At 34.8% G+C, this 23312-nt stretch carries 17 protein-coding genes, 5 tRNA genes, 3 rRNA genes, 1 pseudogene and 2 other annotated features; all 26 genes and pseudogenes read left to right on the top strand.

The window, feature by feature from the left end; translation table 11 throughout:
• Positions 1 to 122 precede the first annotated feature (122 nt).
• The 26 genes and pseudogenes from HALHA_RS10275 (at position 123) to HALHA_RS10150 (ending at position 23307) form a co-directional block, all read left to right on the top strand.
• Positions 123 to 198, top strand: a tRNA-Trp gene (locus tag HALHA_RS10275).
• Positions 199 to 478: 280 nt separating this feature from the next.
• Positions 479 to 802, top strand: a pseudogene (locus HALHA_RS13745) (UPF0236 family transposase-like protein); the annotation flags it as partial.
• 129 nt (positions 803 to 931) lie between these two features.
• Entirely contained in the window at positions 932 to 1837 is a 906-nt protein-coding gene (locus HALHA_RS10265) for an Rpn family recombination-promoting nuclease/putative transposase (RefSeq protein ID WP_015327699.1), read from the top strand.
• Between the two features lie 245 nt (positions 1838 to 2082).
• Positions 2083 to 2493 carry a hypothetical protein gene (locus HALHA_RS10260; RefSeq protein ID WP_015327698.1) on the top strand — a complete coding sequence of 137 codons (411 nt, stop codon included), beginning with the start codon at positions 2083 to 2085 and terminating at the stop codon, positions 2491 to 2493.
• Positions 2494 to 2678: 185 nt separating this feature from the next.
• The gene (gene ytxC, locus HALHA_RS10255; RefSeq protein ID WP_015327697.1) at positions 2679 to 3563 is read left to right on the top strand and encodes a putative sporulation protein YtxC; all 885 of its coding nucleotides are present in this window, start codon (positions 2679 to 2681) and stop codon (positions 3561 to 3563) included.
• Positions 3564 to 3628: 65 nt separating this feature from the next.
• Positions 3629 to 3855: a binding site (T-box leader), on the top strand.
• A gap of 68 nt (positions 3856 to 3923) precedes the next feature.
• Positions 3924 to 5837, top strand: coding sequence for a threonine--tRNA ligase (gene thrS / locus HALHA_RS10250; protein ID WP_015327696.1), 1914 nt, complete (start codon positions 3924 to 3926; stop codon positions 5835 to 5837).
• Between the two features lie 292 nt (positions 5838 to 6129).
• On the top strand, positions 6130 to 6678 hold the full coding sequence (gene infC, locus HALHA_RS10245; protein WP_015327695.1) for a translation initiation factor IF-3: 549 nt from the start codon (positions 6130 to 6132) through the stop codon (positions 6676 to 6678).
• A 21-nt stretch (positions 6679 to 6699) separates the two neighbouring features.
• A complete protein-coding gene (gene rpmI / locus HALHA_RS10240; protein WP_015327694.1) occupies positions 6700 to 6897 on the top strand; it encodes a 50S ribosomal protein L35 in 198 nt (65 codons plus the stop codon).
• Positions 6898 to 6921: 24 nt separating this feature from the next.
• Positions 6922 to 7275, top strand: coding sequence for a 50S ribosomal protein L20 (gene rplT / locus HALHA_RS10235; protein ID WP_015327693.1), 354 nt, complete (start codon positions 6922 to 6924; stop codon positions 7273 to 7275).
• A 198-nt stretch (positions 7276 to 7473) separates the two neighbouring features.
• Complete coding sequence (locus HALHA_RS10230) at positions 7474 to 7686, top strand: group II intron maturase-specific domain-containing protein (RefSeq protein WP_041607802.1); 213 nt, start codon at positions 7474 to 7476, stop codon at positions 7684 to 7686.
• Positions 7687 to 7884: 198 nt separating this feature from the next.
• Complete coding sequence (locus HALHA_RS10225; protein ID WP_015327692.1) at positions 7885 to 9219, top strand: TrkH family potassium uptake protein; 1335 nt, start codon at positions 7885 to 7887, stop codon at positions 9217 to 9219.
• Between the two features lie 12 nt (positions 9220 to 9231).
• A complete protein-coding gene (locus HALHA_RS10220) occupies positions 9232 to 9879 on the top strand; it encodes a potassium channel family protein (RefSeq protein WP_015327691.1) in 648 nt (215 codons plus the stop codon).
• Positions 9880 to 9989: 110 nt separating this feature from the next.
• The gene (locus HALHA_RS10215) at positions 9990 to 11315 is read left to right on the top strand and encodes a TrkH family potassium uptake protein (RefSeq protein ID WP_015327690.1); all 1326 of its coding nucleotides are present in this window, start codon (positions 9990 to 9992) and stop codon (positions 11313 to 11315) included.
• 22 nt (positions 11316 to 11337) lie between these two features.
• On the top strand, positions 11338 to 11985 hold the full coding sequence (locus tag HALHA_RS10210) for a potassium channel family protein (RefSeq protein WP_015327689.1): 648 nt from the start codon (positions 11338 to 11340) through the stop codon (positions 11983 to 11985).
• Between the two features lie 76 nt (positions 11986 to 12061).
• On the top strand, positions 12062 to 12859 hold the full coding sequence (locus HALHA_RS10205; RefSeq protein ID WP_015327688.1) for a TrmH family RNA methyltransferase: 798 nt from the start codon (positions 12062 to 12064) through the stop codon (positions 12857 to 12859).
• A 56-nt stretch (positions 12860 to 12915) separates the two neighbouring features.
• Positions 12916 to 13141: a binding site (T-box leader), on the top strand.
• Between the two features lie 59 nt (positions 13142 to 13200).
• Positions 13201 to 14223 (top strand): phenylalanine--tRNA ligase subunit alpha, encoded by a 1023-nt coding sequence (pheS, locus tag HALHA_RS10200; protein ID WP_015327687.1) that lies wholly within the window; start codon positions 13201 to 13203, stop codon positions 14221 to 14223.
• A 15-nt stretch (positions 14224 to 14238) separates the two neighbouring features.
• A complete protein-coding gene (pheT, locus tag HALHA_RS10195) occupies positions 14239 to 16638 on the top strand; it encodes a phenylalanine--tRNA ligase subunit beta (protein WP_015327686.1) in 2400 nt (799 codons plus the stop codon).
• A 487-nt stretch (positions 16639 to 17125) separates the two neighbouring features.
• Positions 17126 to 18661: ribosomal RNA gene (locus tag HALHA_RS10190) — 16S ribosomal RNA — on the top strand.
• Between the two features lie 103 nt (positions 18662 to 18764).
• A 23S ribosomal RNA gene (locus HALHA_RS10185) occupies positions 18765 to 21722 on the top strand.
• A 39-nt stretch (positions 21723 to 21761) separates the two neighbouring features.
• Positions 21762 to 21878: ribosomal RNA gene (gene rrf, locus HALHA_RS10180) — 5S ribosomal RNA — on the top strand.
• Together the 16S, 23S and 5S rRNA genes with 4 tRNA genes alongside form the textbook arrangement of a ribosomal RNA operon.
• A 76-nt stretch (positions 21879 to 21954) precedes the next feature.
• Positions 21955 to 22029: transfer RNA gene (locus HALHA_RS10175), tRNA-Gln, on the top strand.
• Positions 22030 to 22051: 22 nt separating this feature from the next.
• A tRNA-Glu gene (locus tag HALHA_RS10170) sits at positions 22052 to 22127 on the top strand.
• Positions 22128 to 22169: 42 nt separating this feature from the next.
• Positions 22170 to 22256, top strand: a tRNA-Tyr gene (locus HALHA_RS10165).
• Positions 22257 to 22268: 12 nt separating this feature from the next.
• Positions 22269 to 22344, top strand: a tRNA-Gly gene (locus tag HALHA_RS10160).
• Positions 22345 to 22486: 142 nt separating this feature from the next.
• Complete coding sequence (locus HALHA_RS10155) at positions 22487 to 22810, top strand: cell division protein ZapA (protein WP_015327685.1); 324 nt, start codon at positions 22487 to 22489, stop codon at positions 22808 to 22810.
• A gap of 2 nt (positions 22811 to 22812) precedes the next feature.
• Positions 22813 to 23307 (top strand): CvpA family protein, encoded by a 495-nt coding sequence (locus HALHA_RS10150; protein WP_015327684.1) that lies wholly within the window; start codon positions 22813 to 22815, stop codon positions 23305 to 23307.
• Positions 23308 to 23312: the final 5 nt, after the last annotated feature.

Here is a 23312-nt window from a genome sequence, read left to right as displayed (position 1 = left end):
TAAAATCAATTGACAGTTGACAATGTAGAATTTATAATTAAAAAGATTAAACCTAATATTTTTTAAGTGTTTTTGATTTTAATTGTCAATTATCAATTGTACATTGTAAATTAATATATTGTACGGGAATAGCTCAATTGGCAGAGCACTGGACTCCAAATCCAGGTGTTGCGGGTTCAAGTCCTGCTTCCCGTGCCATTTATATTTTTTGTACCCTTAAAAGGGTGCTTTTTTTAATTTTTTGACTACTTATCTTGTGATATATAATTAAAATTGAAAGTGAAAAAATGAGGAAGTTAAAGAAAAACTCTAAGGTGGATTAGAGAAATCAGACAAAAAGTTAGTTAAAGAAGCTTTTAGTGAATTAATATCTAATGAAGAAAGTAAGAAGGGAAAGAGTTTGCTTAGAAAATCGTGTTATTATATTCATAATAATTTTGGGATGGGATAAGTAAATTATACCCAAGATAAAGATACAATTGGTTGTAGTGCTGAGGGACATATAAGCCATATATTGGCGGATAGATTAAGTTCAAGACCAATGGCTTGGTCAAAGACTGGTGTTGATCAAATGTCTAGATTACAAGCATTTAAGTTTAATGGTGGAAATAAAGAAAAACTGAAAGAATTGTTTTTGAGAAAGGAAGAAAAAATAAAAAAAGAAGAAACTTTAACAGAGATTGAATCTAAAACGATAAATAGTAAGTTAAAAAAGAAGTTTGCTCAGCCTAAGAAGAATATACCTAGCATAAATATAGGAAGAAGAACAGGTTTAACTAGAGCTTTAAAGGCAATTGTTTGATTGGGAAAATAATCTTTAAGTATTAATCTATAAAAAATTGATGCTATCTCAATAAGTGTGGTTGTTTTAATTTTAGCTAAAGTGCGATATAATAATAATAGAATAAAGAATAGTGAGGGATAAGTAGATATGACAGAAGATATATTAGATCCTAAAGTAGATTTTGTTTTTAAAAAGGTATTTGGCTCTGAAAACCACAAAGAAATTTTAATTGCTTTTTTAAACAGTGTATTTGGAAATAAGCAATCTGAGGAAGAAATAGTAGATATAAGCATAGATAATCCGGATATAGATAAAGATTGGAAAGACGATAAATTTTCCCGATTAGATATTAAGGCAACTACAAGCAATGATAGTAAGGTGAATATAGAGATTCAACTTAAAAATCAATATAATATGAAAAAGAGGACTTTATACTATTGGAGTAAGTTGTATGAGTCACAGATGAAATCTGGTGATCCGTATAATAAATTAGAGCGAACAGTGACAATAAATATTTTAAATTTTACTTATTTAAAGAAGAATAATAGATATCATAATGCGTATATTCTTAAAGAAAAAGAAACTAATGAGATATTAACAGATTTGGAGGAAATCCACTTTATAGAATTATCTAAGTTAGACGAAGATGAGTTTGAAAGTGTTGAAGATATTGAGAATAAGAGTAAAGAAGATAAATTAGTTCCTTGGGCACTATTTTTGAAAAATCCCCAAAGTGAGGTGATGAAAATGCTTGAGGAGGGAATGAAAGAACTTAAAGAAGCGGCAGAAAGATTAGAAATATTAAGTCATGATGAAGAAACTAGAGAAATTTATGAGAGTAGGCAGAAAGCAATTCATGATCAAATTACGAATATACAGGAAGCTGCTAAAGAAGCTAGAGAAGAAGGATTAGAAGAAGGGGAGAAAAAAGGCAGAAAAAAAGAGAAAATAGAAGTGGCAAAAGAAATGCTGAAAGATGGGTTAAGTATTGAAAAGATAGAGAAGTTTACTAATTTAACGAAAGAAGAAATAAAGAATTTAATAGAAAAATGAGATAGATAATAGAATAGTTAATTATCTTAACACCTAGAATTCATCTGGGTGTTTTTTATTTTTGGGTAGTAAAGGGAGTGGGAAGACGAAAGAGATTATGAAGAATGCTGTTAGCTTAGTAGTTGGCCAGTAAAATAAAGGAGTAATTATTTAGACCTCCTAGGGCGGTTGGCCCAAGAGATTTGGATAGATATTGCAAATGAATTTTGATATAATAATAGTAATAAAAAATGTAACCTATTGCTATGGTGATTTTAGCAGGTCTATATACTTTAGAGAGTAAGGGAAAAGAAGATGTAAGGTATAATTTTAAGAAGAAATTATTAAAATTTTTATTAGATAAAGGTTTTTCTAAGGAGAAAATATATAATGTTTTTGAGTTTTTAGATGGGATTTTGTTTTTGCCAACTGATTTAGAACTTAATTTTTATAGAGAAGTAGAGGAATCATTGGGAGGTGAAGATACAGTGACAAAAGAAATGACTAATCTTTATCAAGCGGCTAAGGAAGAAGGTAAGAAAGAAGGTATAGAAGAGGGTAAGTTAGAAATGATCAAAAATCTATTAAAAACAGGAGTAGATATGAATAAGGTAGTTAAAGCTAGTGGACTATCCAAAGAAAAAATAGAACAGATTAAAGAAAGAGCTAAACATTAAGTTAAAGGTCATTTTTTATTTTTTCGGGCCAAGGTAATGGAGAGCTTTATTATTTGCTAAAAGGATAAGTGAATTTTGTTTTTGAAATAAAAATATTGACATTTACCCCTCTCTTTTAGAGTATATAATAGTTTTAGGATACATATACTATTATAGTATTGTTTTTTAGGAGGTGGGAGGGATAAATGACTTTGGTCAGGATTGGAAGTAATAATTATATTAACAATTTAGAAGAGAGATTGTATTTTGAATTAGGTTTTTTACGAGAAGATGGTATAGAAATTGAAATAAATAGAATTGTTGAAAATAATATAGTATTTTTCGAATGTAAATATAAAGAGGAAGAGCAATTTTCAATAGATATATTCAGAGAGTATATTGCTAATGCTTTATCAGATATAATTATTAATTATTTTGAAAGTGATTTATTAGATAAAATTCTTAAAAATAATTATAATTATTTTTCTACTGAAGAAAAAGAAATAATTTTAGAAATGGCATATGATAGACTTAATTTTTTGGTTAGTCAAGATAATGAGGAAATCATCTCTAAAATTCAACGAAAAAATAAAGTTTTATTAGAGATTATTGATTATCTTAAGTCAGAAGATGAATTCATCCTAGAAGGTTTTATTCGATTTAGACTGAAGGACTATTTAGCAGAACTAAAATTGGCTATTGAGGGTGCAGTAGAGGATTATATGGTTGAACGTGAAAATCAAGAATTTATTTATCTGCTTAAATCATTTATTGATAATCAAACAACTAAGAATGAATTAGTAAATGTAATTAAGACTAAAAATGGTAACTTTCAGTTATTAGATAGTAACGGAATTGTACTAGAAAATATTTTTTTAGATGAATATATATTACAGATGGTAGATGATAAATTACATGATGAAGATTTATTAATTAGTGCTTTAATTAGTATTGCTCCTAAAGAAATTATTATTCATTTTGATAAGCCGATATCTATAATTAAGACCTTAAAGAAAATTTTTACTGATCGGATTTCAATTTGTTTGGGATGTAATTATTGTGAGTTGAATGATCTTAATGAACTTGAGTAGATCAAATACTAAAATAAGCTTGACATTAGTTTTGGGGAGAAGTATAATTATGATAAGTTAATATCGTAATAACACTGATAAGGACGAGTATGTTAATTTTAGCCTTTAAAGGGAATGGGGATTATAAACTGGAAGTCTCCTAAGGTTAATTAACTGAAAACCACCTTTGAGTTGGCCCTTGAACAATTATTAAGTAAGGGAGCCCGGTGAGAACCGTTATCTATACTAAGCGAAATCTATGTTATTAATATAGATTTAATTAGAGTGGAACCACGACCTCTTCGTCTCTAAATTAGAGATGGAGAGGTTATTTTAGTTTTATTATAAAAAATGATAATTAAAATATAGGAGGATAAAAGGATGAAGAAAGTGAAAGTAACTTTACCAGATGGTTCTAGTAGGAAGTATGACCAAGGAACTACTATTAAAGAAGTAGCGTTTGATATCGGGCCAAGGCTAGGAAAAGCTGCTGTAGCAGGAAAGGTTGATGGACAGGCAGTTGATATTAATTATGCTATATCAGAAGATGTTGAATTAGCAATTATTACTATTGATTCTAAAGAAGGATTAGAAGTTTATCGACATACTGCTGCTCATGTAATGGCACAGGCAGTAAAGAGATTATATAATGATGTAAGTTTAGCAATTGGGCCAACAATTGATGATGGTTTTTATTATGATTTTGATCTAGAAGATAAGATATCTGAGCATGATTTTGATAAGATAGAGTCTGAAATGAAAGAAATTATTAAAGAAGATTATAAAATTGAACGTTTAGAAGTATCTAAAGAAGAAGCAATTGCTAAGATGAAAGAGTTAGATGAAGAGTATAAGATAGAATTAATTAAGGATTTAGATGATGATACTGTAAGTTTTTATCAACAGGGTAATTTTATAGATTTATGTCGAGGACCTCATTTACCCTCAACAGGTAAGCTAAAGACAAATGCTTTTAAATTATTGAATGTAGCTGGTGCTTATTGGCGTGGAGATGAAAATAATGATATGTTACAAAGAATTTATGCTACTGCCTTTTATAAGAAAAAAGGTTTAAAGGAACATTTAAATAGATTAGAAGAAGCTAAAAAACGAGATCATAGAAAGATAGGACAAAAGCTTGACTTATTTAGTTTACAGGATGAAGGGCCAGGTTTTCCATTCTTCCATCCTAAAGGAATGGTAGTTAGAAACCAATTAATAGATTTTTGGAAGGAAGAACATCGTAAAGCAGGATATGAAGAAATTAAGACCCCAATTATTTTAAATCAGCAGTTATGGGAGCAATCTGGACATTGGGATCATTACAGTGATGATATGTATTTTACTGAAATTGATGAAGAAAATTATGCTGTTAAACCAATGAATTGTCCAGGTGGTATTTTAGTTTATAAAGATAAGATGAGAAGTTATCGTGATTTACCAATTAGGATGGGAGAATTAGGATTAGTTCATCGCCATGAATTATCTGGAACTTTACATGGGTTAATGCGAGTAAGAAACTTTACTCAAGATGATGCCCATATTTTCTGCCTTCCAGATCAAATTAAAGATGAATTAAGTGGGGTTATTCAATTAGTTGATACTATTTATAGTACATTTGGATTTAAATATAGTGTAGAGTTAAGTACTAGACCTGATAAAGCAATGGGATCTGATCAATTATGGGCCAAAGCTACTGCTGCTTTAAGAGAAGCTATAGTTGATAATGATTTAGATTATGTAGTTAATGAAGGAGATGGGGCTTTTTATGGGCCAAAAATTGACTTTCAACTTGAAGATTGCTTAGGTCGTACTTGGCAGTGTGGAACAATTCAACTTGATTTCCAAATGCCAGAACGTTTTGATTTAACTTATATTGGCGAAGATGGAGAAGAACATCGTCCTGTAATGATTCATAGAGCTATTTATGGCAGTCTAGAACGGTTTATGGGAATTTTAATTGAACATTATGCTGGTGCATTCCCAACCTGGTTGGCCCCAGTTCAAGCAGAGATAATTCCAATTACTGATGATCATCTAGATTATGCCTATGATCTTAAAAAAGAGTTAGAAGATGCTGGGGTTAGGGTAGAAGTAGATGCCAGACAAGAAAAAATGGGATATAAAATCAGAGAAGCACAAGTGCAACAAATCCCTTATATGTTAATAGTAGGAGACAATGAAGTTGAAGATAAGACAGTGTCTGTTCGTCATAGACGTGAAGGAGATCTAGGAGCAACTGCAGTAGATGAATTTAAAGCAAAACTTGTAGATGAAATAGAGGATAAAAATTAAGAGTAATTGATTACAATTATTGGGAGAGGGGTTCGCAACAATTTTAAGAAATTTATCTAGTAGAACCCCTCTCACAGTAATCTAAATGTTAACCTATATATCAATAAAGTAAAATACTTGCTTGACGAATTTTTACCTCTATGTTATACTAATTAAAGACAATAAAGTAGAAGTCATCCGCTTCTCACCTAAAGATAGTAGCTTTGGGTCAATAAAGTTAGCATGCAAACTATTATTTTAGGGATATGTATGTCTAATTTTAGCAACTGCGGGTGACCTAATCAAAAAGGTCATCTTTTTTTATTTAGGAGGTGCGTGTAAAATTAGTACGGATTTACGAGTTAATGAGAAAATTAGAGCTCGAGAGGTTAGAGTCGTTGATAATGATGGAGAACAAATTGGGATTATGTCTTTAAAGAAAGGTTTAAGTTTAGCTGAAGAGAAAGGTTTAGATTTAGCTGAAGTTGCTCCTCAGGCAAAACCGCCTGTATGTAAGATTATGGATTATGGTAAGTATAAGTATGAGCAAGCTAAAAAAGCTAAAGAAGCTAAAAAGAATCAAAATGTAATGAAGACTAAAGAAGTTCAATTAAGTGCTAATATTGAAGACCATGACTTTAATGTTAAGGTTAAAATGGCCAAAAGGTTTTTAAATAATAAAAATAAAGTTAAGGTTAGTTTAAGATTTAGAGGTAGAGAAATTGTTCATAAAGATCTTGGTTATGAATTAATGGATAGATTAGCTGAGCAAGTTTCTGATATAGGTAAGATTTCTAAAAAGCCTACAATGGAAGGCAGAAATATGTTGATGTTTATTACTCCAAAGAGTGATAAAAGCTAATAAGAATAGGAGGGAAAACCTATGGGTAAGATGAAGTCACATAAAGGTTCTAAGAAACGATTTAAGAAGACAGGAAAAGGTAAATTTAAGCGAAAAAAAGGTTTTAAGAATCATTTGAATACTAAAAAGAGTGCAAACCGTAAAAGGAAATTAAATAAAGATGCTACAGTCAAAAAGTGTGATCAGAAACGTTTAGAAAAACTTTTACCATATGAATAAAAACTTTATAGGAGGTTATGATTTATGCCACGGGCCAAACGAGGTAATAAAAGAAGAAAAAAAAGAAAGAAGATTCTTAGACTAGCAAAAGGTTATTTTGGAACTAAAAGTAAATTATATAGACCAGCTACAGAACAGGTAATGAAGTCCTTAAATTATGCTTATAGAGATAGAAAGCAAAAGAAAAGAAACTTTAGAAAGTTATGGATTAGTAGAATTAATGCAGCAGCTAGATTAAATGATTTATCTTATAGTAGATTCATTCACGGTCTAAAGCAAGCTGATGTTGAGATTAATAGAAAAATGTTAGCTGATATGGCTGTTAATGATGAAGAAGGTTTTGCTGAATTAGTTAATTTAGCTAAAGAAAATTTATAATTATAGTTGACAACTAATTAAAAGAAGAGTTATAATAGTAGAAAATAAAATAGAATATATACTCTATGCCGAATTTCATATTTAGTATGAAAGCGGGGGACCCACTTTTTTGGGGCGAATCTAAAATCACTTAGTGGTTTTAGTAAGGATAAAGTAAGAAAGAAAACCAAAAGGAATAGGTCAATAGGAGTAGCTGTAATGATTGATGAGCTTAATTTAATTATTAGAGGTTGGGGTAATAGTTTTCTACTAGGAAATATTAAAGGACTATATAAAAAGTTAGATGGTTGGATAAGAATGAGAGTACGTTGTTTTATAGAAGGAAAGAAGGCGAAAGGGCAGAATTATCGCCTTCCTAATAAAATATTAAGAGATTTAGGACTAGAATCACTGCTTACCGATGTGCTTTAGACAAGAGTAAAATATACATTTGTGGCAACACAAAGACGATAACTTACTCTCTGTTAAGGAGCAACAATGACCGAAAGCTGTATACGGGAGAACCGTACGTGCAGTTTGACAAGAGGTCCCAGCCGTGAGGCTGGTCCTACTTTATTTTGTTTTAAGCCATCCATCATTAGTTTCTATATTAGGAAGTGAGGTGTAGATATGAAAAAGTTTTTTAACCTTTATAATTTAAGTTCAGCTCAGATATTATCTTTAGGCTATTCAACAGTTATTTTACTAGGAGCACTATTATTAACTTTACCAATAGCAACTACAAATGGACAAGGAATGAATTTTTTAGATGCTGTGTTTACTGCTACTTCAGCAACGGCAGTAACAGGTTTAATAGTAGAAAATACTGCTAGTTTTTTTACTACCTTTGGTCAAGTAGTGATTATGTGTTTAATTCAAATTGGTGGTTTAGGGATTATGAGTATGTCGACCTTATTTGTTTTTTTAGTTGGGAAAAGAGTAACCTTAAAGCATAGATTAATGATTCAAGATGACTTGGACCAGTTTGAATTATCAGGAATTTTACAATTAGTTAAGTATGTTATAGCTGTTACTTTTACTATTGAAGGAACAGGGGCTTTATTATTATTTACTAGATTTATTCAAGATATGCCCTTAGGAAAGGCAATTTACTTTGCCATTTTTCATTCAGTATCAGCTTTTAATAATGCTGGTTTTGATATTTTTGGTAATAGTTTAGAAAACTTCACTGGTGATATAACAGTTAATCTAACAATAACTAGTTTGATTATTTTAGGTGGAATTGGCTTTGCTGTAATTGCTGAAATCTATGATGGTAAAAAATTTAAGAATTTTTCTTTACAGACTAAGTTAGTTTTAAGTGTAACGGCTATTTTAATTGTTGTAGGGATGATAGGGGCTTTTATATTAGAACATTCTAACCCGGCTACATTAGGTAAGTTACCTTTAGGGGATAAATTATTAGCTTCTTATTTTCTATCAGTAACTCCTAGAACGGCAGGGTTTAATACTGTACCAACAGGTGCTTTAAGAAGCTCTACTATATTTTTTGTAATTATTTTGATGTTTATTGGTGCTTCACCTGGTTCAACTGGTGGGGGAATTAAGACAACTACATTTGGGGCTTTATTGGCAGTATTATATTCTAGAGTAACTGGGAAGGATGATATTGAAGTTTATAAACGAAGGCTTGATAAAGAAGTTATCTTTGATGCTTTATCTATCTGTCTTATTGCCTTAACTATAGTTGCTTTAGTAACTACTATTTTGACGATTACAGAGAAAGCTCCGTTTTTAGATTTATTGTTTGAAACAGTATCTGCATTTGGAACAGTAGGTTTATCTACTGGGGTAACGGGTAATTTATCAGTAATAGGTAGAGTTTTGATTATTTTGACTATGTTTGCTGGTCGAGTTGGCCCATTAACTCTTGCAGTTGCGGTGGCGGAAAAAAGACATAAGGCTAACATTAGATATCCAGAAGAGAAAATTTTAGTTGGTTAAAGGGGGATAATAATGAGACAATTTATAGTAGTAGGTTTAGGTCGTTTTGGTACGAGTGTGGCTACCACTCTAGCTAACAAAGAACATGATGTGTTAGCAATCGATATTGATGAAGAGAAAGTACAGGAGATTAGTAATCAAGTAACCCATGCGGTACAAGCAGATGCCACTTCTGAAGAAACTTTGCAGAAATTAGGGGTTGATGAATTCGATATAGCAATTGTAGCTATTGGTTCTAATATTCATGGTAATATTTTGGCGACTTTAGTTTTAAAAGAATTAGGAGTATCTCATGTGGTAGTTAAGGCTCAAGATAATCTTCATGGGAAGTTATTAAGTAAAGTTGGTGCTGATAAAGTAGTTTATCCTGAACGAGATATGGGAGCTAGAGTAGCTAATAATTTAGTCTCTGCTAATGTTTTGGATTATATTGAATTAGCACCTAATTATAGTATAGCAGAATTGATTGCTTCAGATAAACTTACTGGAAAGAGTTTAAAAGAATTAGATTTGCGAAGTAAGTTTGGGGTAAATGTGTTAGCTATTAAATCTAATGATGATGTTAATGTTTCACCAGAAGCAGAAGCTGTAATTAATGCTAATGATGTATTAGTAGTTATGGGCCAAGAAAAAGGCTTAAGTCAATTAAAACACTATTAAATTTATATACATAAAAAATAAAAAAATGGTAATTTTAAATATAGACTAAGACTACAGCAGCCTGCTGTAGTCTTTTCTTATTATAGGATATAATAGAGGTGGATATAGAGATGAAGAAGATTAATGAGTTAAGTTCGGCTCAAATATTATCTATGGGATACGCTATTATAATGTTTGGAGGAGGATTATTATTAACTTTACCAATAGCAACTACTGATGGTCAAGGAATGAATTTTTTAGATGCTTTATTTACTGCTACTTCTGCTGCTGCAGTAACAGGTTTAATAGTAGAGAATACTGTAGCTTATTTTAGTTTTTTTGGGGAACTTGTTATTATGTGTTTGATTCAAATTGGAGGTTTAGGACTTATGATTATGTCTACTTTACTTGCTCTTTTAATTGGAAAAAAGGTAACATTAAAACATAGATTAATGATTTTAGATGATTTAGATCAATTTCAGTTATCAGGAGTTTTACAGTTAGTAAAGTATGTTGTAGCCGTAACTTTTACTATTGAAGGATTAGGGGCTTTAATACTATCTATTAGACTTGCTCAGGATATGCCAGTAGGAAAAGCAGTTTATTATGGGATCTTTCATTCGATTTCAGCCTTTAATAATGCCGGTTTTGACTTATTTGGAAATAGTTTATTAAATTTTACTAGTGATTTAACAGTTAATTTAACGATAACTAGTTTAATTATTTTAGGTGGGATTGGCTTTGCAGTAATTGCCGAAGTTTATTCTAAAAAGAAGTTTAAAAGATTTTCATTGCAAACTAAGATGGTCTTATCTATAACATTAGTTTTAATCATGTTAAGTTTTATTATTTTTTTTATACTAGAGTATTCTAATCCTCAGACAATGGGTAAATTATCACTTAAGGGCAAATTATTGGCTTCTTATTTTTTAGCAGTAACTCCGAGAACAGCTGGGTTTGCTACTGTTTCAATGGGAGTTCTAAGGGATTCAAGCATTTTTTTGGTTATTTTACTAATGTTCATTGGTGCGTCCCCTGGTTCTACTGGAGGGGGTGTAAAAACAACTACTTTAGGTGCTATAGGAGCAGTACTATATTCTCGAGCAACTGGTAGAGATGATGTAGAAATTTATAAGAGAAGGTTAAATAGAGAAATAGTTTTGGATGCTCTAACAGTGGTTGCGCTGGGTTTAGTACATGTAGCAACAATAACTATTATTTTAACTATTACTGAAGAAGCTCCATTTTTAGATCTTCTCTTTGAAACAGTATCTGCTTTCGCAACTGTAGGTTTATCTACAGGTATAACTGCTGGTTTATCGGAGATCGGGAAGGTATTAATTATTATTACTATGTATTTAGGAAGGATTGGTCCAGTAACTCTAGCAGTTGCAATTGCAGAAAAAAGGCATAAAGCAAATATTCGCTATCCTGAAGAAGATATAATGATTGGTTAAATAAGTCTAAAGGAGGAGTATAATGAAACAATTTATAATAGTAGGTTTAGGGCGATTTGGCTCTAGCGTAGCTAAGACTTTAGCAGGAAAAGAATGTGACGTTTTAGCTATAGATATTAGCCAAGAACGGATTCAAGAGATTAGTAATGAAGTAACTCATGCAGCTCAATTAGATGCGACTAATGAAGCTGCTTTAGAGGAACTAGGAGTAGCTGATTTTGATGTAGCAGTCGTTAGTATTGGAGAGGATATTCAATCTAATATTTTAGCAACTTTATTGTTAAAAGAGTTAGGAGTTAATCAAGTGGTGGTTAAAGCAAGCAATCAACTACATGGAAGAGTATTACAAAAGGTAGGAGCTGATCGAATTGTCCATCCAGAGCGAGATATGGGAACTAGAATAGCTAATAATTTAGTTGATTCAAATATACTAGAGTATATTAAGTTGGCCCCTAATTATAGTGTAGTTGAAATAAAATCTAGTCCTAAAATGCATAATAGAAGTCTTAAAGAGTTACAACTGAGAAGTCGCTTTGGAGTAAATGTAATGGGGATTAAGCGTGGAAAAAAGATTGAAGTATCTCCTAGAGCTGAATTAGAGATTAAACCAGAGGATACATTGATTGTTGTTGGTGATAATGAAAGCTTGGCCCGATTGAGACAATTTTAAGTAAATAAGTTTGAGGTATTATATATAGGCTGATATAATAACTTCTAGTTTGATAATATAGAAGGGAGTTATTAAAGTGACAATAACTAGTTTTAAGAATGAAAAGATTAAATATTTGCGTTCTTTATACAAAAAAAAATATCGACGTCAAAATCAGCAATTTGTTTTAGAAGGGATTAGAATCATAGAAGAAGCACTAAATGAGCAAGCAGATATTAGACAAATTTTTTATTCGGATTATTTGTTACGTAATCAACGAGGGCAGGAATTACTAGAAGGTTTAAAGCAAGCAGATAATAAAGTGATTAAGATTACTGATGATTTATTGCAAAAGGTAGCTGATACAACCTCTCCACAGGGAATTCTAGCTATTGTACAGCAAGTCAATCATGATTTAAATAATTTTTTAGCTGGTAATAAAGAATTGTTTATAATAGCTGATCGAATTCAAGATCCAGGCAATTTAGGTACTATTATTAGAACTGCTGATGCTGCTGGTGCTAGTGGTGTAATTACTACTAAAGGTACAGTAAGTTTATATAACCAAAAAGTACTTAGAGCTACTATGGGATCATTATTTAGATTGCCTGTTTATCGAGCAGGAAATTTAAAAGAGTTAAGGGCCAATTTAAAAGAAAATAAAATTAAGTTAGTTGTAGGAGATATTAAAGGAAATACATATCACTTTGAAGCAGATTACTCTCAATCAGTTGCTATTGTAGCTGGCAATGAAGGACATGGTCCGCGAGAAGAATTTATTAGTGCAGCTGACCAATTAGTTAAGATTCCACTAGTTGGTGGAGCTGAGTCACTTAATGTAGCTATGGCTACTGGAGTAATTCTTTATGAAGCAGTAAGACAAAGGATCAATTAAGGATAGCCTTGTTATTATTATAAAGCTATGATATACTTGTGCTAAGTTTAATATAGATAAAGGTTGTGATAGAATTAAGTAGTTTAACCTCTTGTCTTCAAGGGAGAAAATACTATTAACTGAGAGTATTTTTAAGACAATGTTAAGCGAATTCATTCTGGAGCTATTTAACTGAATTAAGTAAGTTAAATCGGTTTTCTACCGTTATCAAGAATCAAGCGAGCTTTAGTTAGCTAACTAAGGTGGTACCGCGGAAGTAATCCACTATCTTTCGTCCTTAATCGGAGGGAGAAGTGGATTTTTTTAGTTTATAAAAAGTTATATAATAAGGAGGATTAAAGATGGAGGAAAAATTAGAAAAAATCCAACAAGAAGCAACTAATATAATTAAAAAAGCTTCTAATTTGGATGAATTAGATGATTTAAGAGTTAAGTATTTAGGTAAAAAAGGAGAAGTAACGCAGATCCTACGTAGTATGGGAGAGTTGCCTCCTGAAAAAAGACCTGTGATTGGAAAATTAGCCAATCAAGTTAAAAGCAAGTTACAACAATTAATTAGTAAGCGAAAGGAAGAATTGAAAAATCAAGCCAAAGAAGAGCAGCTAAAAGAAGAGAGTATAGATGTTACTCTACCCGGAGTAAAAATTAAATCAGCTAATAAACATCCTTTAACTTTAGTATTTAATGAAATTAAAGAAATATTTTTAGGATTAGGCTTTAAAATAGCTGAAGGCCCAGATGTAGAGACAGATTATTATAATTTTGAAGCATTAAATTTTCCAGCTAATCATCCAGCTCGAGATATGCAGGATACTTTTTATGTTGGGGAGGATGAATTATTAAGAACTCATACTTCCTCAGTCCAAGTTAGAACAATGGAACAGACAACTCCACCAATTAGAATCATTGCTCCAGGTCGAGTGTATCGTTCTGATGAGATTGATGCTACACATACACCAGTTTTTCATCAGGTAGAAGGATTGATGATTGGTAAAGATATTTCATTTGCTAATTTAAAAGAGATTTTAATTGAGGCAGTACATGAATTATTTGGTACAGACAGAAAAGTTAGATTTAGACCAAGTTATTTTCCATTTACAGAGCCTAGTGCTGAAGTTGATGTCTCATGTGCTAATTGTGGTGGCCAAGGTTGTAGTGTTTGCTCTGATACAGGTTGGTTAGAAATTTTAGGTTCTGGCATGGTTCACCCTAATGTACTTGAAATGTCTGGTATAGATTCAAAGGAATTTACTGGTTTTGCTTTTGGTATGGGAGTAGAAAGAATCGCTATGTTAAAGTATGATATTGATGACATTAGATTATTATATGAAAATGATGTAAGATTTTTAGAACAATTTAAGTAAAGAGGGGGATTTAGAATGAAAGTTTCTTATAATTGGTTACAAGATTATATTGATTTTGATTATAGTCCAGAAAAGTTAGCCAAAAAGTTAACTATGGCTGGTTTAGAAGTAGAAGCAATAAAGTATCAAGGGAGTGCAATAGAAGATATTATTGTTGGAGAAATTTTAGAGATAAAAGAGCATAAAAATGCTGATAAATTATCAGTTTGTAAAGTAAATGTAGGAGATAAAAATTTACAAATTGTATGTGGAGCAAATAACATGAAAGAAGGAGACAAGGTTCCTGTGGCTCCTGTAGGTACTACAATGCCCGAAGGAATGAAGATAGAAGAAGTAAAACTTAGAGGGGTTCAATCTCGAGGGATGATGTGTTCTACAAACGAATTAGATCTTCCTGATGACGGAGTAGATGGTTTATTTATTCTAGAAGAAGATATGAGTATAGGTAATAAATTAACTGATGAGTTGGATTTAAATGATGTTATTATTGAGTTTGATTTAACTCCTAACTATAGTCATTGTTTAAGTATGATTGGAGTAGCTAGGGAAATAGCAGCTATCACAGGAAATAAATTACAATATCCTAAGCCTAAATTAGAAGAAATTGAAGAAAAAATAGAAGATTGGATTAACATTAGAATTGAAGATGAAGATTTAGCTCCACGTTATGCTGGTCGAATAATTACAGATATTAAAGTAAAAGAATCTCCACGCTGGTTAAAAAGAAAATTAGAAGCAGTAGGAATTAGACCAACTAATAATGTAGTTGATGTGACCAATTTTATATTAATGGAATTAGGATTACCTTTACATGCGTTTGATTACAATCAATTAGCTGAACAACAGATAGTTATAAGAAGGGCTAAGCAAGATGAAAAATTGGTTACTTTAGATGATCAAGAGCGTGATCTTGACCCTGAAATGTTAGTAATTGCTGATGCTAATAAACCAGTTTGTATAGCTGGAGTAATGGGTGGAGCTAATAGTGAAGTAACTGAGAAGACAACTACAATATTTTTAGAAGGAGCTAACTTCAGTCCTAGTTCAATTCGTAAAACATCACGTAAATTAGGGATTCATAGTGATGCTTCCCATAGATTTGAACGTGGAGTAGATATTAATTTAGTGGAGTTAGCTTTAAATAGAGCAGCAGAATTAATTGCTCAATTAGGAAATGGAAAAGTAATTAAAGGAATTACAGATATTTATCCTAAGACAGTAGAAAAAGAAAAATTGTTATTAGATCCGCAACAAGTAAGAAAAGTATTAGGCTTAAAAATAGCTAAGAGTAATATTAAAGATTTATTAGAACGGCTACATTTTAGTGTTGAAGACCAAGGAGTTAACTTATTAGTAGAGGTACCTACTTATAGAGTTGATATTAAGCAAGAGATTGATTTAATAGAAGAGGTAGCTAGATTATATGGTTATGATAAGATTGAACCTGTTAATCCAAAAGCTAAAGTTAGCCAAGGTAAGAAAACTTGGGCTCAAAAAGTAGAAGATAAAACACGAAATATTATATCTGCTTTAGGTTTATTTGAAGTTCAGAATTATTCATTTGTTAATCAAGATGCATTTGACCAACTTGGTCTTGCTAAGGATAATGTTTTAAGAAATGTTGTTAAACTTAATAATCCAGTTAGTGAAGAACACACTGTTATGAGAACTACTTTAGTCCCAGGACTATTAAATAATGTAGCTTTAAATGTTAGCCGAAAAGTTGATCAAGTTAAAATATTTGAATTAGGAAAAGTTTTCTTACCACAAGATAATAAAAGATTACCTAATGAAAAATTTAAATTGTCTGCTGCAGTATTAGATGAGAGTTTAGAAGAAAAGTGGGAACTGAATGCGCCAGGTTTCTTTTATTTAAAAGGAGTCTTAGAAGATTACTTTATTAATCTAGGGATTGAAAATTTGAAATTATCAGCTGATGAGGTTACTTATTTACATCCTGGTAGAACGGCTGAGATTAAGGTAGCTAATCAGAGGATAGGATACATTGGAGAAGTACATCCAGATGTTCAAGAAAATTATAATTTGGATACTAGGGTTACCATCTTCGAACTTGATTTTAATGCTATTGTGAAGTTAACTGATTCTCAACGAGCGTATAGTCAACTTCCTAAATACCCAGCCTTAAAGCGTGATATTGCTTTAGTTGTAAAAGAAGGGATTACTCATCAAGAGATTGAAGATCTTATTGAACAAGTAGGAGGAGCAATAATAGAGTCAGTTGAGTTGTTTGATTTATACCAAGGAGAACAAATTCCAAATGGATATAAGAGTTTAGCTTATTCATTAAGTTATCGAGTGACAGATAGAACTTTAACGGATAAAGAAGTTAATAAAGTACAAGAACAAATAGAAGAAGAATTAGATAATAAATTAGAGGCTAAGATTAGAGAATAATCTTTATTTAAATTATATTGATATATAGTGTAGGGAATTAGTGTGAGTGATACCAACTCACACTAATACTTAATATTGATTATGATTTTTTATTGACAAGATTGAAGTTATCTGTTAGAATACTAATCGTGCTGTTAAGGAGTACTAACCAAAGACTTAATTTTTGTAGAAAATCCTTGACGATAAAGAAAAGATTTGTTAATATAGTAGATGTCGCTTGAAAGAAGGAGTAGTTTTTTAGATAAATAAAAAATAGATAAAAATCTCTTGACAACAGACATTAAATTTGTTAATATAGTAGATGTCGCTTGAAAAGAGAAATCATTTTCTTGGGACAAGCAAGAAAAAGACAGAAAAAGTCTTGACAGTGATAAACTAATTTGTTAATATAGTAAATGTCGCTTAAAAAGACAAGAGACATTTGGTCTTTGAAAACTAAACAATGTAGAGTTTTGACTATCTAAGTCAGTTTCAAACTCTTATCCTTTATTCGGAGAGTTTGATCCTGGCTCAGGACGAACGCTGGCGGCGTGCTTAACACATGCAAGTTGTGCGAGAAAGTTACCTTCGGGTAACAAGTAAAGCAGCGAACGGGTGAGTAACGCGTAAGTATCTACCTTTAAGTCTGGGATAACTCTTCGAAAGAGGGGCTAATACCAGATATACTCCTTTGGAGGAAAGATGGTATTACTATTGCTTAAAGATGAGCTTGCGTCCCATTAGCTAGTTGGTGAGATAACAGCTCACCAAGGCAACGATGGGTAGCCGACCTGAGAGGGTGATCGGCCACACTGGGACTGAGACACGGCCCAGACTCCTACGGGAGGCTGCAGTGGGGAATCTTCCGCAATGGGCGAAAGCCTGACGGAGCAACGCCGCGTGAGTGATGAAGGCCTTAGGGTCGTAAAGCTCTGTCTTTAGGGAAGAACACTTTAGTAGTGAATAACTGCTAGAATTGACGGTACCTTTAAAGGAAGCCCCGGCTAATTACGTGCCAGCAGCCGCGGTAACACGTAAGGGGCTAGCGTTGTCCGGAATTACTGGGCGTAAAGGGTACGCAGGCGGTCTAGCAAGTCAGAGGTGAAATCCATTGGCTTAACCAATGAAGTGCCTTTGAAACTGTTAGACTTGAGAGCAAGAGAGGAAGATGGAATTCCTGGTGTAGTGGTGAAATACGTAGATATCAGGAAGAATACCAATGGCGAAAGCAGTCTTCTGGCTTGACTCTGACGCTGAGGTACGAAAGCTAGGGTATCAAACGGGATTAGATACCCCGGTAGTCCTAGCTGTAAACGCTGGATACTAGGTGTTGGAGGTTCAACTCCTTCGGTGCCGTAGTTAACGCTTTAAGTATCCCGCCTGGGGATTACGACCGCAAGGTTGAAACTCAAAGGAATTGACGGGGGCCCGCACAAGCGGCGGAGCATGTGGTTTAATTCGAAGCAACGCGAAGAACCTTACCAGAACTTGACATCCCTGTGATCGTTCTTTAACAAGAACTTTTCCTTTTGGAACACAGATGACAGGTGGTGCATGGCTGTCGTCAGCTCGTGTCGTGAGATGTTGGGTTAAGTCCCGCAACGAGCGTAACCCCTATTCTTAGTTGCCAGCATGTAGTGATGGGGACTCTAAGAAGACTGCCGCGGGAGCAACGCGGAGGAAGGTGGGGATGACGTCAAGTCATCATGCCCCTTATGTTCTGGGCTACACACGTGCTACAATGGTTTATACAGAGGGGAGCGAAGCCGCAAGGTGGAGCAAATCCCCAAAAGTAGACCTCAGTTCGGATTGCAGATTGCAACTCATCTGCATGAAGCTGGAGTCGCTAGTAATCGTGGATCAGAATGCCACGGTGAATCCGTTCTCGGGCCTTGTACACACCGCCCGTCACACCACCCGAGTTGGGGGCACCAGAAGTCACTGACCTAACTTTTAGAAGGAAGTGCCGAAGGTGTGCCCGATAAGGGGGGTGAAGTCGTAACAAGGTAGCCGTACCGGAAGGTGCGGCTGGATCACCTCCTTTCTAAGGAGTTAAACACGAAGATAGTCAATCCTACATTGTTTAGTTTTGAGAGACTGAGAAGTCTCAATTGCACCTTGAAAACTGCACAATAGCGATTAATCTAGATTAAACTAGTAAGGGCGTATGGTGGATATCTAGGCGCTAGAAGCCGAAGACGGACGTGGCAAGCTGCGATAAGCCTTGGTAAGCTGCAAACAAGTGATAATCCAGGGATTTCCTAATGAGAGCACTTAACATGGTAACCCATGTTATCTTAGAGCTAACTAGAATAACTCTAAGAAGGTAACGGGGCGAACTGAAACATCTTAGTAACCCTAGGAAAAGAAAGAAAATCGATTCCCTAAGTAGCGGCGAGCGAAAGGGGAAGAGTCCAAACTGTAATAGTGTATAAGCTTATGGGCATTGCTATTACAGGGTAGTAGGTCTATTATGATACTACCATAAAAGTATCATAGATATCTTTTTAGTTAATTGAAGTAGTTGGGAAGCTACACCACAGATGGTAATAGTCCAGTAGATGAAAACTAAAAAGGATCTAAATAGCACCTGAGTACCATGAGTCACGTGGAACCTCGTGGGAAGCAAGGAGGACCATCTCCTAAGGCTAAATACTAACTAGCGACCGATAGTGAACCAGTACCGTGAGGGAAAGATGAAAAGAACCCCGGGAGGGGAGTGAAATAGACCTTGAAACCATATGCTTACAAGCGGTCAGAGGGCGTATGTGCCTGATGGCGTGCTTTTTGCTTAACGAACCGGCGAGTTATGTTAAGTGGCACAGGTTAAGCCAAAAAGGTGAAGCCGAAGCGAAAGCGAGTCTGAAGAGGGCGTAAGTCGCTTAGCATAGACCCGAAACCGAGTGATCTATCCATGGCCAGGATGAAGCATGTGTAATAGCATGTGGAGGTCCAAACCGCATTGACGTTGAAAAGTCATGGGATGAGCTGTGGATAGGGGTGAAAGGCCAATCGAACTCGGAGATAGCTGGTTCTCCCCGAAATAGCTTTAGGGCTAGCCTTAAGATTGCTATATTGGCTGTAGAGCACTGATTGGACTAGGGGCTTACCCAAGCTACCGAATCCAGTCAAACTCCGAAGGCTGATATAGAGAACTTAAGAGTCAGACTATGTGGGATAAGCTTCATAGTCGAGAGGGAAACAACCCAGACCGCCAGTTAAGGTCCCAAAGTGTAAACTAAGTGGCAAAGGAAGTGAGACTGCCTAGACAACCAGGATGTTGGCTTAGAAGCAGCCATTCATTTAAAGAGTGCGTAATAGCTCACTGGTCGAGTGGTCTTGCGCCAAAAATATACGGGGCTTAAGTTTACCACCGAAACTGCGGATTGGTTAATCCAATGGTAGGGGAGCATTCTATACGGGAAGAAGTAGTACCGAAAGGAGCTATGGACTGTATAGAAGCGATAATGCCGGTATGAGTAACGAGAAATAGGTGAGAATCCTATTCGCCGAAAGTCCAAGGTTTCCTGAGCAAGGCTCGTCCGCTCAGGGTAAGTCGGGTCCTAAGCCAAGGCCGAAAGGCGTAGGTGATGGATAGTCGGTTAAAAATCCGACACTACCTATTAGCATTTGAGTGAAGAGGTGACGCAGGAAGATAGGTTTGCCTGAGAACGGTATATCAGGTTGAAGCATTAAGGAGGATGATTTAGGTAAATCCGGATCATCATTAACTCTAAGGTGTGATCAGGAGTTTCTACGGAAACGAAGTAATTGATTCTCCACTGCCAAGAAAAACCTCTAACAAGTTAGTAGGTACCCGTACCGTAAACTGACACAGGTGGACTAGATGAGAATTCTAAGGCGCGCGAGAGAACCTTCGTCAAGGAACTCGGCAAATTAGCCCCGTAACTTAGGGAGAAGGGGTACCTCATTAGCGTTATGCGCAAAGAGGTTGCAACAAAGAAGCTTAGGCGACTGTTTACCAAAAACACAGGTCTCTGCTAAGACGCAAGTCGAAGTATAGGGGCTGACGCCTGCCCGGTGCTGGAAGGTCACGGGGAGATGTTAGGAACTTTGTTCTAAAGCATCGAACTTAAGCCCCAGTGAACGGCGGCCGTAACTATAACGGTCCTAAGGTAGCGAAATTCCTTGTCGGGTAAGTTCCGACCTGCACGAATGGCGAAACGACCTAAGCACTGTCTCGACGAAGGACTCGGTGAAATTGAAGTGTCTGTGAAGATGCAGACTACCCGCGACTGGACGGAAAGACCCCGTGGAGCTTTACTGCAGTCTGATATTGAATTTTGGTACACTATGTACAGTATAAGTGGGAGGCTTTGAAATCGGCACGCTAGTGTCGATGGAGCCATCATTGGGATACCACTCTTATTGTGCCGTGATTCTAACCAAGCGCTATAATCTAGTGCTGGGACAGTTTCAGACGGGCAGTTTGACTGGGGCGGTCGACTCCTAAAGAGTAACGGAGTCGCCCAAAGGTTCCCTCAGTGTGGTCGGAAATCACACGTAGAGTGTAAAGGCATAAGGGAGCTTGACTGCAAGACATACAGGTCGAGCAGGTACGAAAGTAGGGCTTAGTGATCCGATGGCTAAGAATGGAATTGCCATCGCGCAACGGATAAAAGTTACCCCGGGGATAACAGGCTTATCTCCCCCAAGAGTTCACATCGACGGGGAGGTTTGGCACCTCGATGTCGGCTCGTCGCATCCTGGAGCTGGAGCAGGTTCCAAGGGTTGGGCTGTTCGCCCATTAAAGCGGCACGCGAGCTGGGTTCAGAACGTCGTGAGACAGTTCGGTCCCTATCCGTCGTGGGCGCAGGATATTTGAGAGAAACTATCCCTAGTACGAGAGGACCGGGATGGACGTACCGCTGGTGGATCAATTGTCAACCATTGGCATTGTTGAGTAGCTAAGTGCGGAACTGATAAGCGCTGAAAGCATCTAAGCGTGAAGCAGATCTCAAGATTAGATATCCCATGGAATAATCCAGTAAGATCCCTGATAGACTATCAGGTAGATAGGCCAGAGGTGTAAGTGTGGTAACACATTAAGCTGACTGGTACTAATAGAGCGAGGGTTTAATCTAGAATGACTATTGTGCAGTTTTGAAAGTGTAATAAAATATTCTGGTGGTGATTGCGGAGGGGTAACACCTGTTCCCATCTCGAACACAGCAGTTAAGTCCTCCAGCGCCGATGGTACTATAGGGGCAGCCTTATGGGAGAGTAGGTCGCTGCCAGAATTAATTAAATCATTTCTTGACAGTTAGTAATTAATAGTATATAATATTCCTTGTGTTAATAAGGATAGACTATTAATGGGGTGTCGCCAAGTGGTAAGGCACAGGACTTTGACTCCTGCACTCGCTGGTTCAAATCCAGCCACCCCAGCCAATAAAACTAACAATTTGACTAGGCCCCCATCGTCTAGTGGCCTAGGATACCAGGTTTTCATCCTGGCGGCAGGGGTTCGAATCCCCTTGGGGGTACCAAATTTACTATCTAAATTAGATTAATCATAGTTAATAAAATATGGAGGGGTTCCCGAGTCTGGTCAAAGGGAGCAGACTGTAAATCTGCCGGCGATGCCTTCAGAGGTTCGAATCCTCTCCCCTCCACCATTATATTTATATGCGAAAGTAGCTCAGTTGGTAGAGCATCTCGTTGCCAACGAGAAGGTCGCGAGTTCGAATCTCGTCTTTCGCTCCAATTTATTTCCGAAACCTTGTTATCTCATGATAACAAGGTTTTTTTAATATTAAGAGTAATTGTGATTAAGCAGGAGTTTTGAGTTGTATTATTGAATTAATAGATAAGTAAGAGAATTTTAAGTTAGCTGGAGGTAATAATAGTGAATGATAGTGGTAATAAAGCTGAAGTGAAAGTGCAAATTTTAGGAGAAGAATATATTATAAAAGGAGATAAATCTTCAGAGTATATTAACAATATAGCTTCTTTTTTAGATGACCATTTACATAAGGTTAAAGAGTATAATTCTGCAATCTCTAGATTTCGAATTATGATATTAGGGGCAATGAATCTAACTGATAAATTACATAGTGTTCAAAGTGATTATGAAGAGTTAAAAGAAGATTATAATCAGCTTAAAGAAGAATATAAAAATTTAAGGGATGAATACAATATCCTTTCTGAAATAGTTGAAAAGGAGGATTAGTAGTGGATTTTAATTGGATTGATGTAGTTGTTTTTATTTTACTAGTTATATTTACTCTAAAAGGTTATCGTTCGGGTTTAATTAATCAATTAACTACTATAATAGCAATAATTTTGGGTATATATATTGCTGCGGAACAATATAATGTTTTTGCTGATTTTTTACAGCGTAAATTTGAGTTTGGTATAAAAGTTGCGAATATAATTTCTTTTGGAGTTATTATTTTGTTTATAGGAATTTTTGTGAATTATATTGGAAGGGTTATTAGTCAAATGCTTGATCTTTTATTATTATCTTTTATAGATGATTTAGGTGGTGCTTTATTTGGTCTAATAAAAGGAGGACTAATTGCTTATATATTGATATTAATGATTGTAAAGCTAGGTAGTAATTTAGAATGGACTGACCTACAAAACCAGATAAATCAATCTTATTTTATCCCTAAATTTCTAAAATTTGACCCATTATTAAAGAAAAAAATTGATCAATTTTTATAATTATA

This window comes from Halobacteroides halobius DSM 5150, from assembly GCF_000328625.1.
GTDB classification, from domain to species: Bacteria; Bacillota; Halanaerobiia; order Halobacteroidales; family Halobacteroidaceae; genus Halobacteroides; species Halobacteroides halobius.
Note: the sequence above shows the minus strand (reverse complement) of the source record. Positions and strands in the feature narration are given on the sequence as shown.

Bases quoted from the DNA above. Each gene is read 5' to 3' on its own strand.
- rplT (WP_015327693.1), top strand. From the start codon at position 6,922: ATGCCACGGGCCAAACGAGGTAATAAAAGAAGAAAAAAAAGAAAGAAG.
- thrS (WP_015327696.1), top strand. From the start codon at position 3,924: ATGAAGAAAGTGAAAGTAACTTTACCAGATGGTTCTAGTAGGAAGTAT.
- HALHA_RS10225 (WP_015327692.1), top strand. From the start codon at position 7,885: ATGAAAAAGTTTTTTAACCTTTATAATTTAAGTTCAGCTCAGATATTA.
- ytxC (WP_015327697.1), top strand. From the start codon at position 2,679: ATGACTTTGGTCAGGATTGGAAGTAATAATTATATTAACAATTTAGAA.
- HALHA_RS10220 (WP_015327691.1), top strand. From the start codon at position 9,232: ATGAGACAATTTATAGTAGTAGGTTTAGGTCGTTTTGGTACGAGTGTG.
- HALHA_RS10260 (WP_015327698.1), top strand. From the start codon at position 2,083: ATGGTGATTTTAGCAGGTCTATATACTTTAGAGAGTAAGGGAAAAGAA.
- HALHA_RS10265 (WP_015327699.1), top strand. From the start codon at position 932: ATGACAGAAGATATATTAGATCCTAAAGTAGATTTTGTTTTTAAAAAG.
- HALHA_RS10210 (WP_015327689.1), top strand. From the start codon at position 11,338: ATGAAACAATTTATAATAGTAGGTTTAGGGCGATTTGGCTCTAGCGTA.
- HALHA_RS10230 (WP_041607802.1), top strand. From the start codon at position 7,474: ATGATTGATGAGCTTAATTTAATTATTAGAGGTTGGGGTAATAGTTTT.
- rpmI (WP_015327694.1), top strand. From the start codon at position 6,700: ATGGGTAAGATGAAGTCACATAAAGGTTCTAAGAAACGATTTAAGAAG.
- pheS (WP_015327687.1), top strand. From the start codon at position 13,201: ATGGAGGAAAAATTAGAAAAAATCCAACAAGAAGCAACTAATATAATT.
- pheT (WP_015327686.1), top strand. From the start codon at position 14,239: ATGAAAGTTTCTTATAATTGGTTACAAGATTATATTGATTTTGATTAT.
- HALHA_RS10215 (WP_015327690.1), top strand. From the start codon at position 9,990: ATGAAGAAGATTAATGAGTTAAGTTCGGCTCAAATATTATCTATGGGA.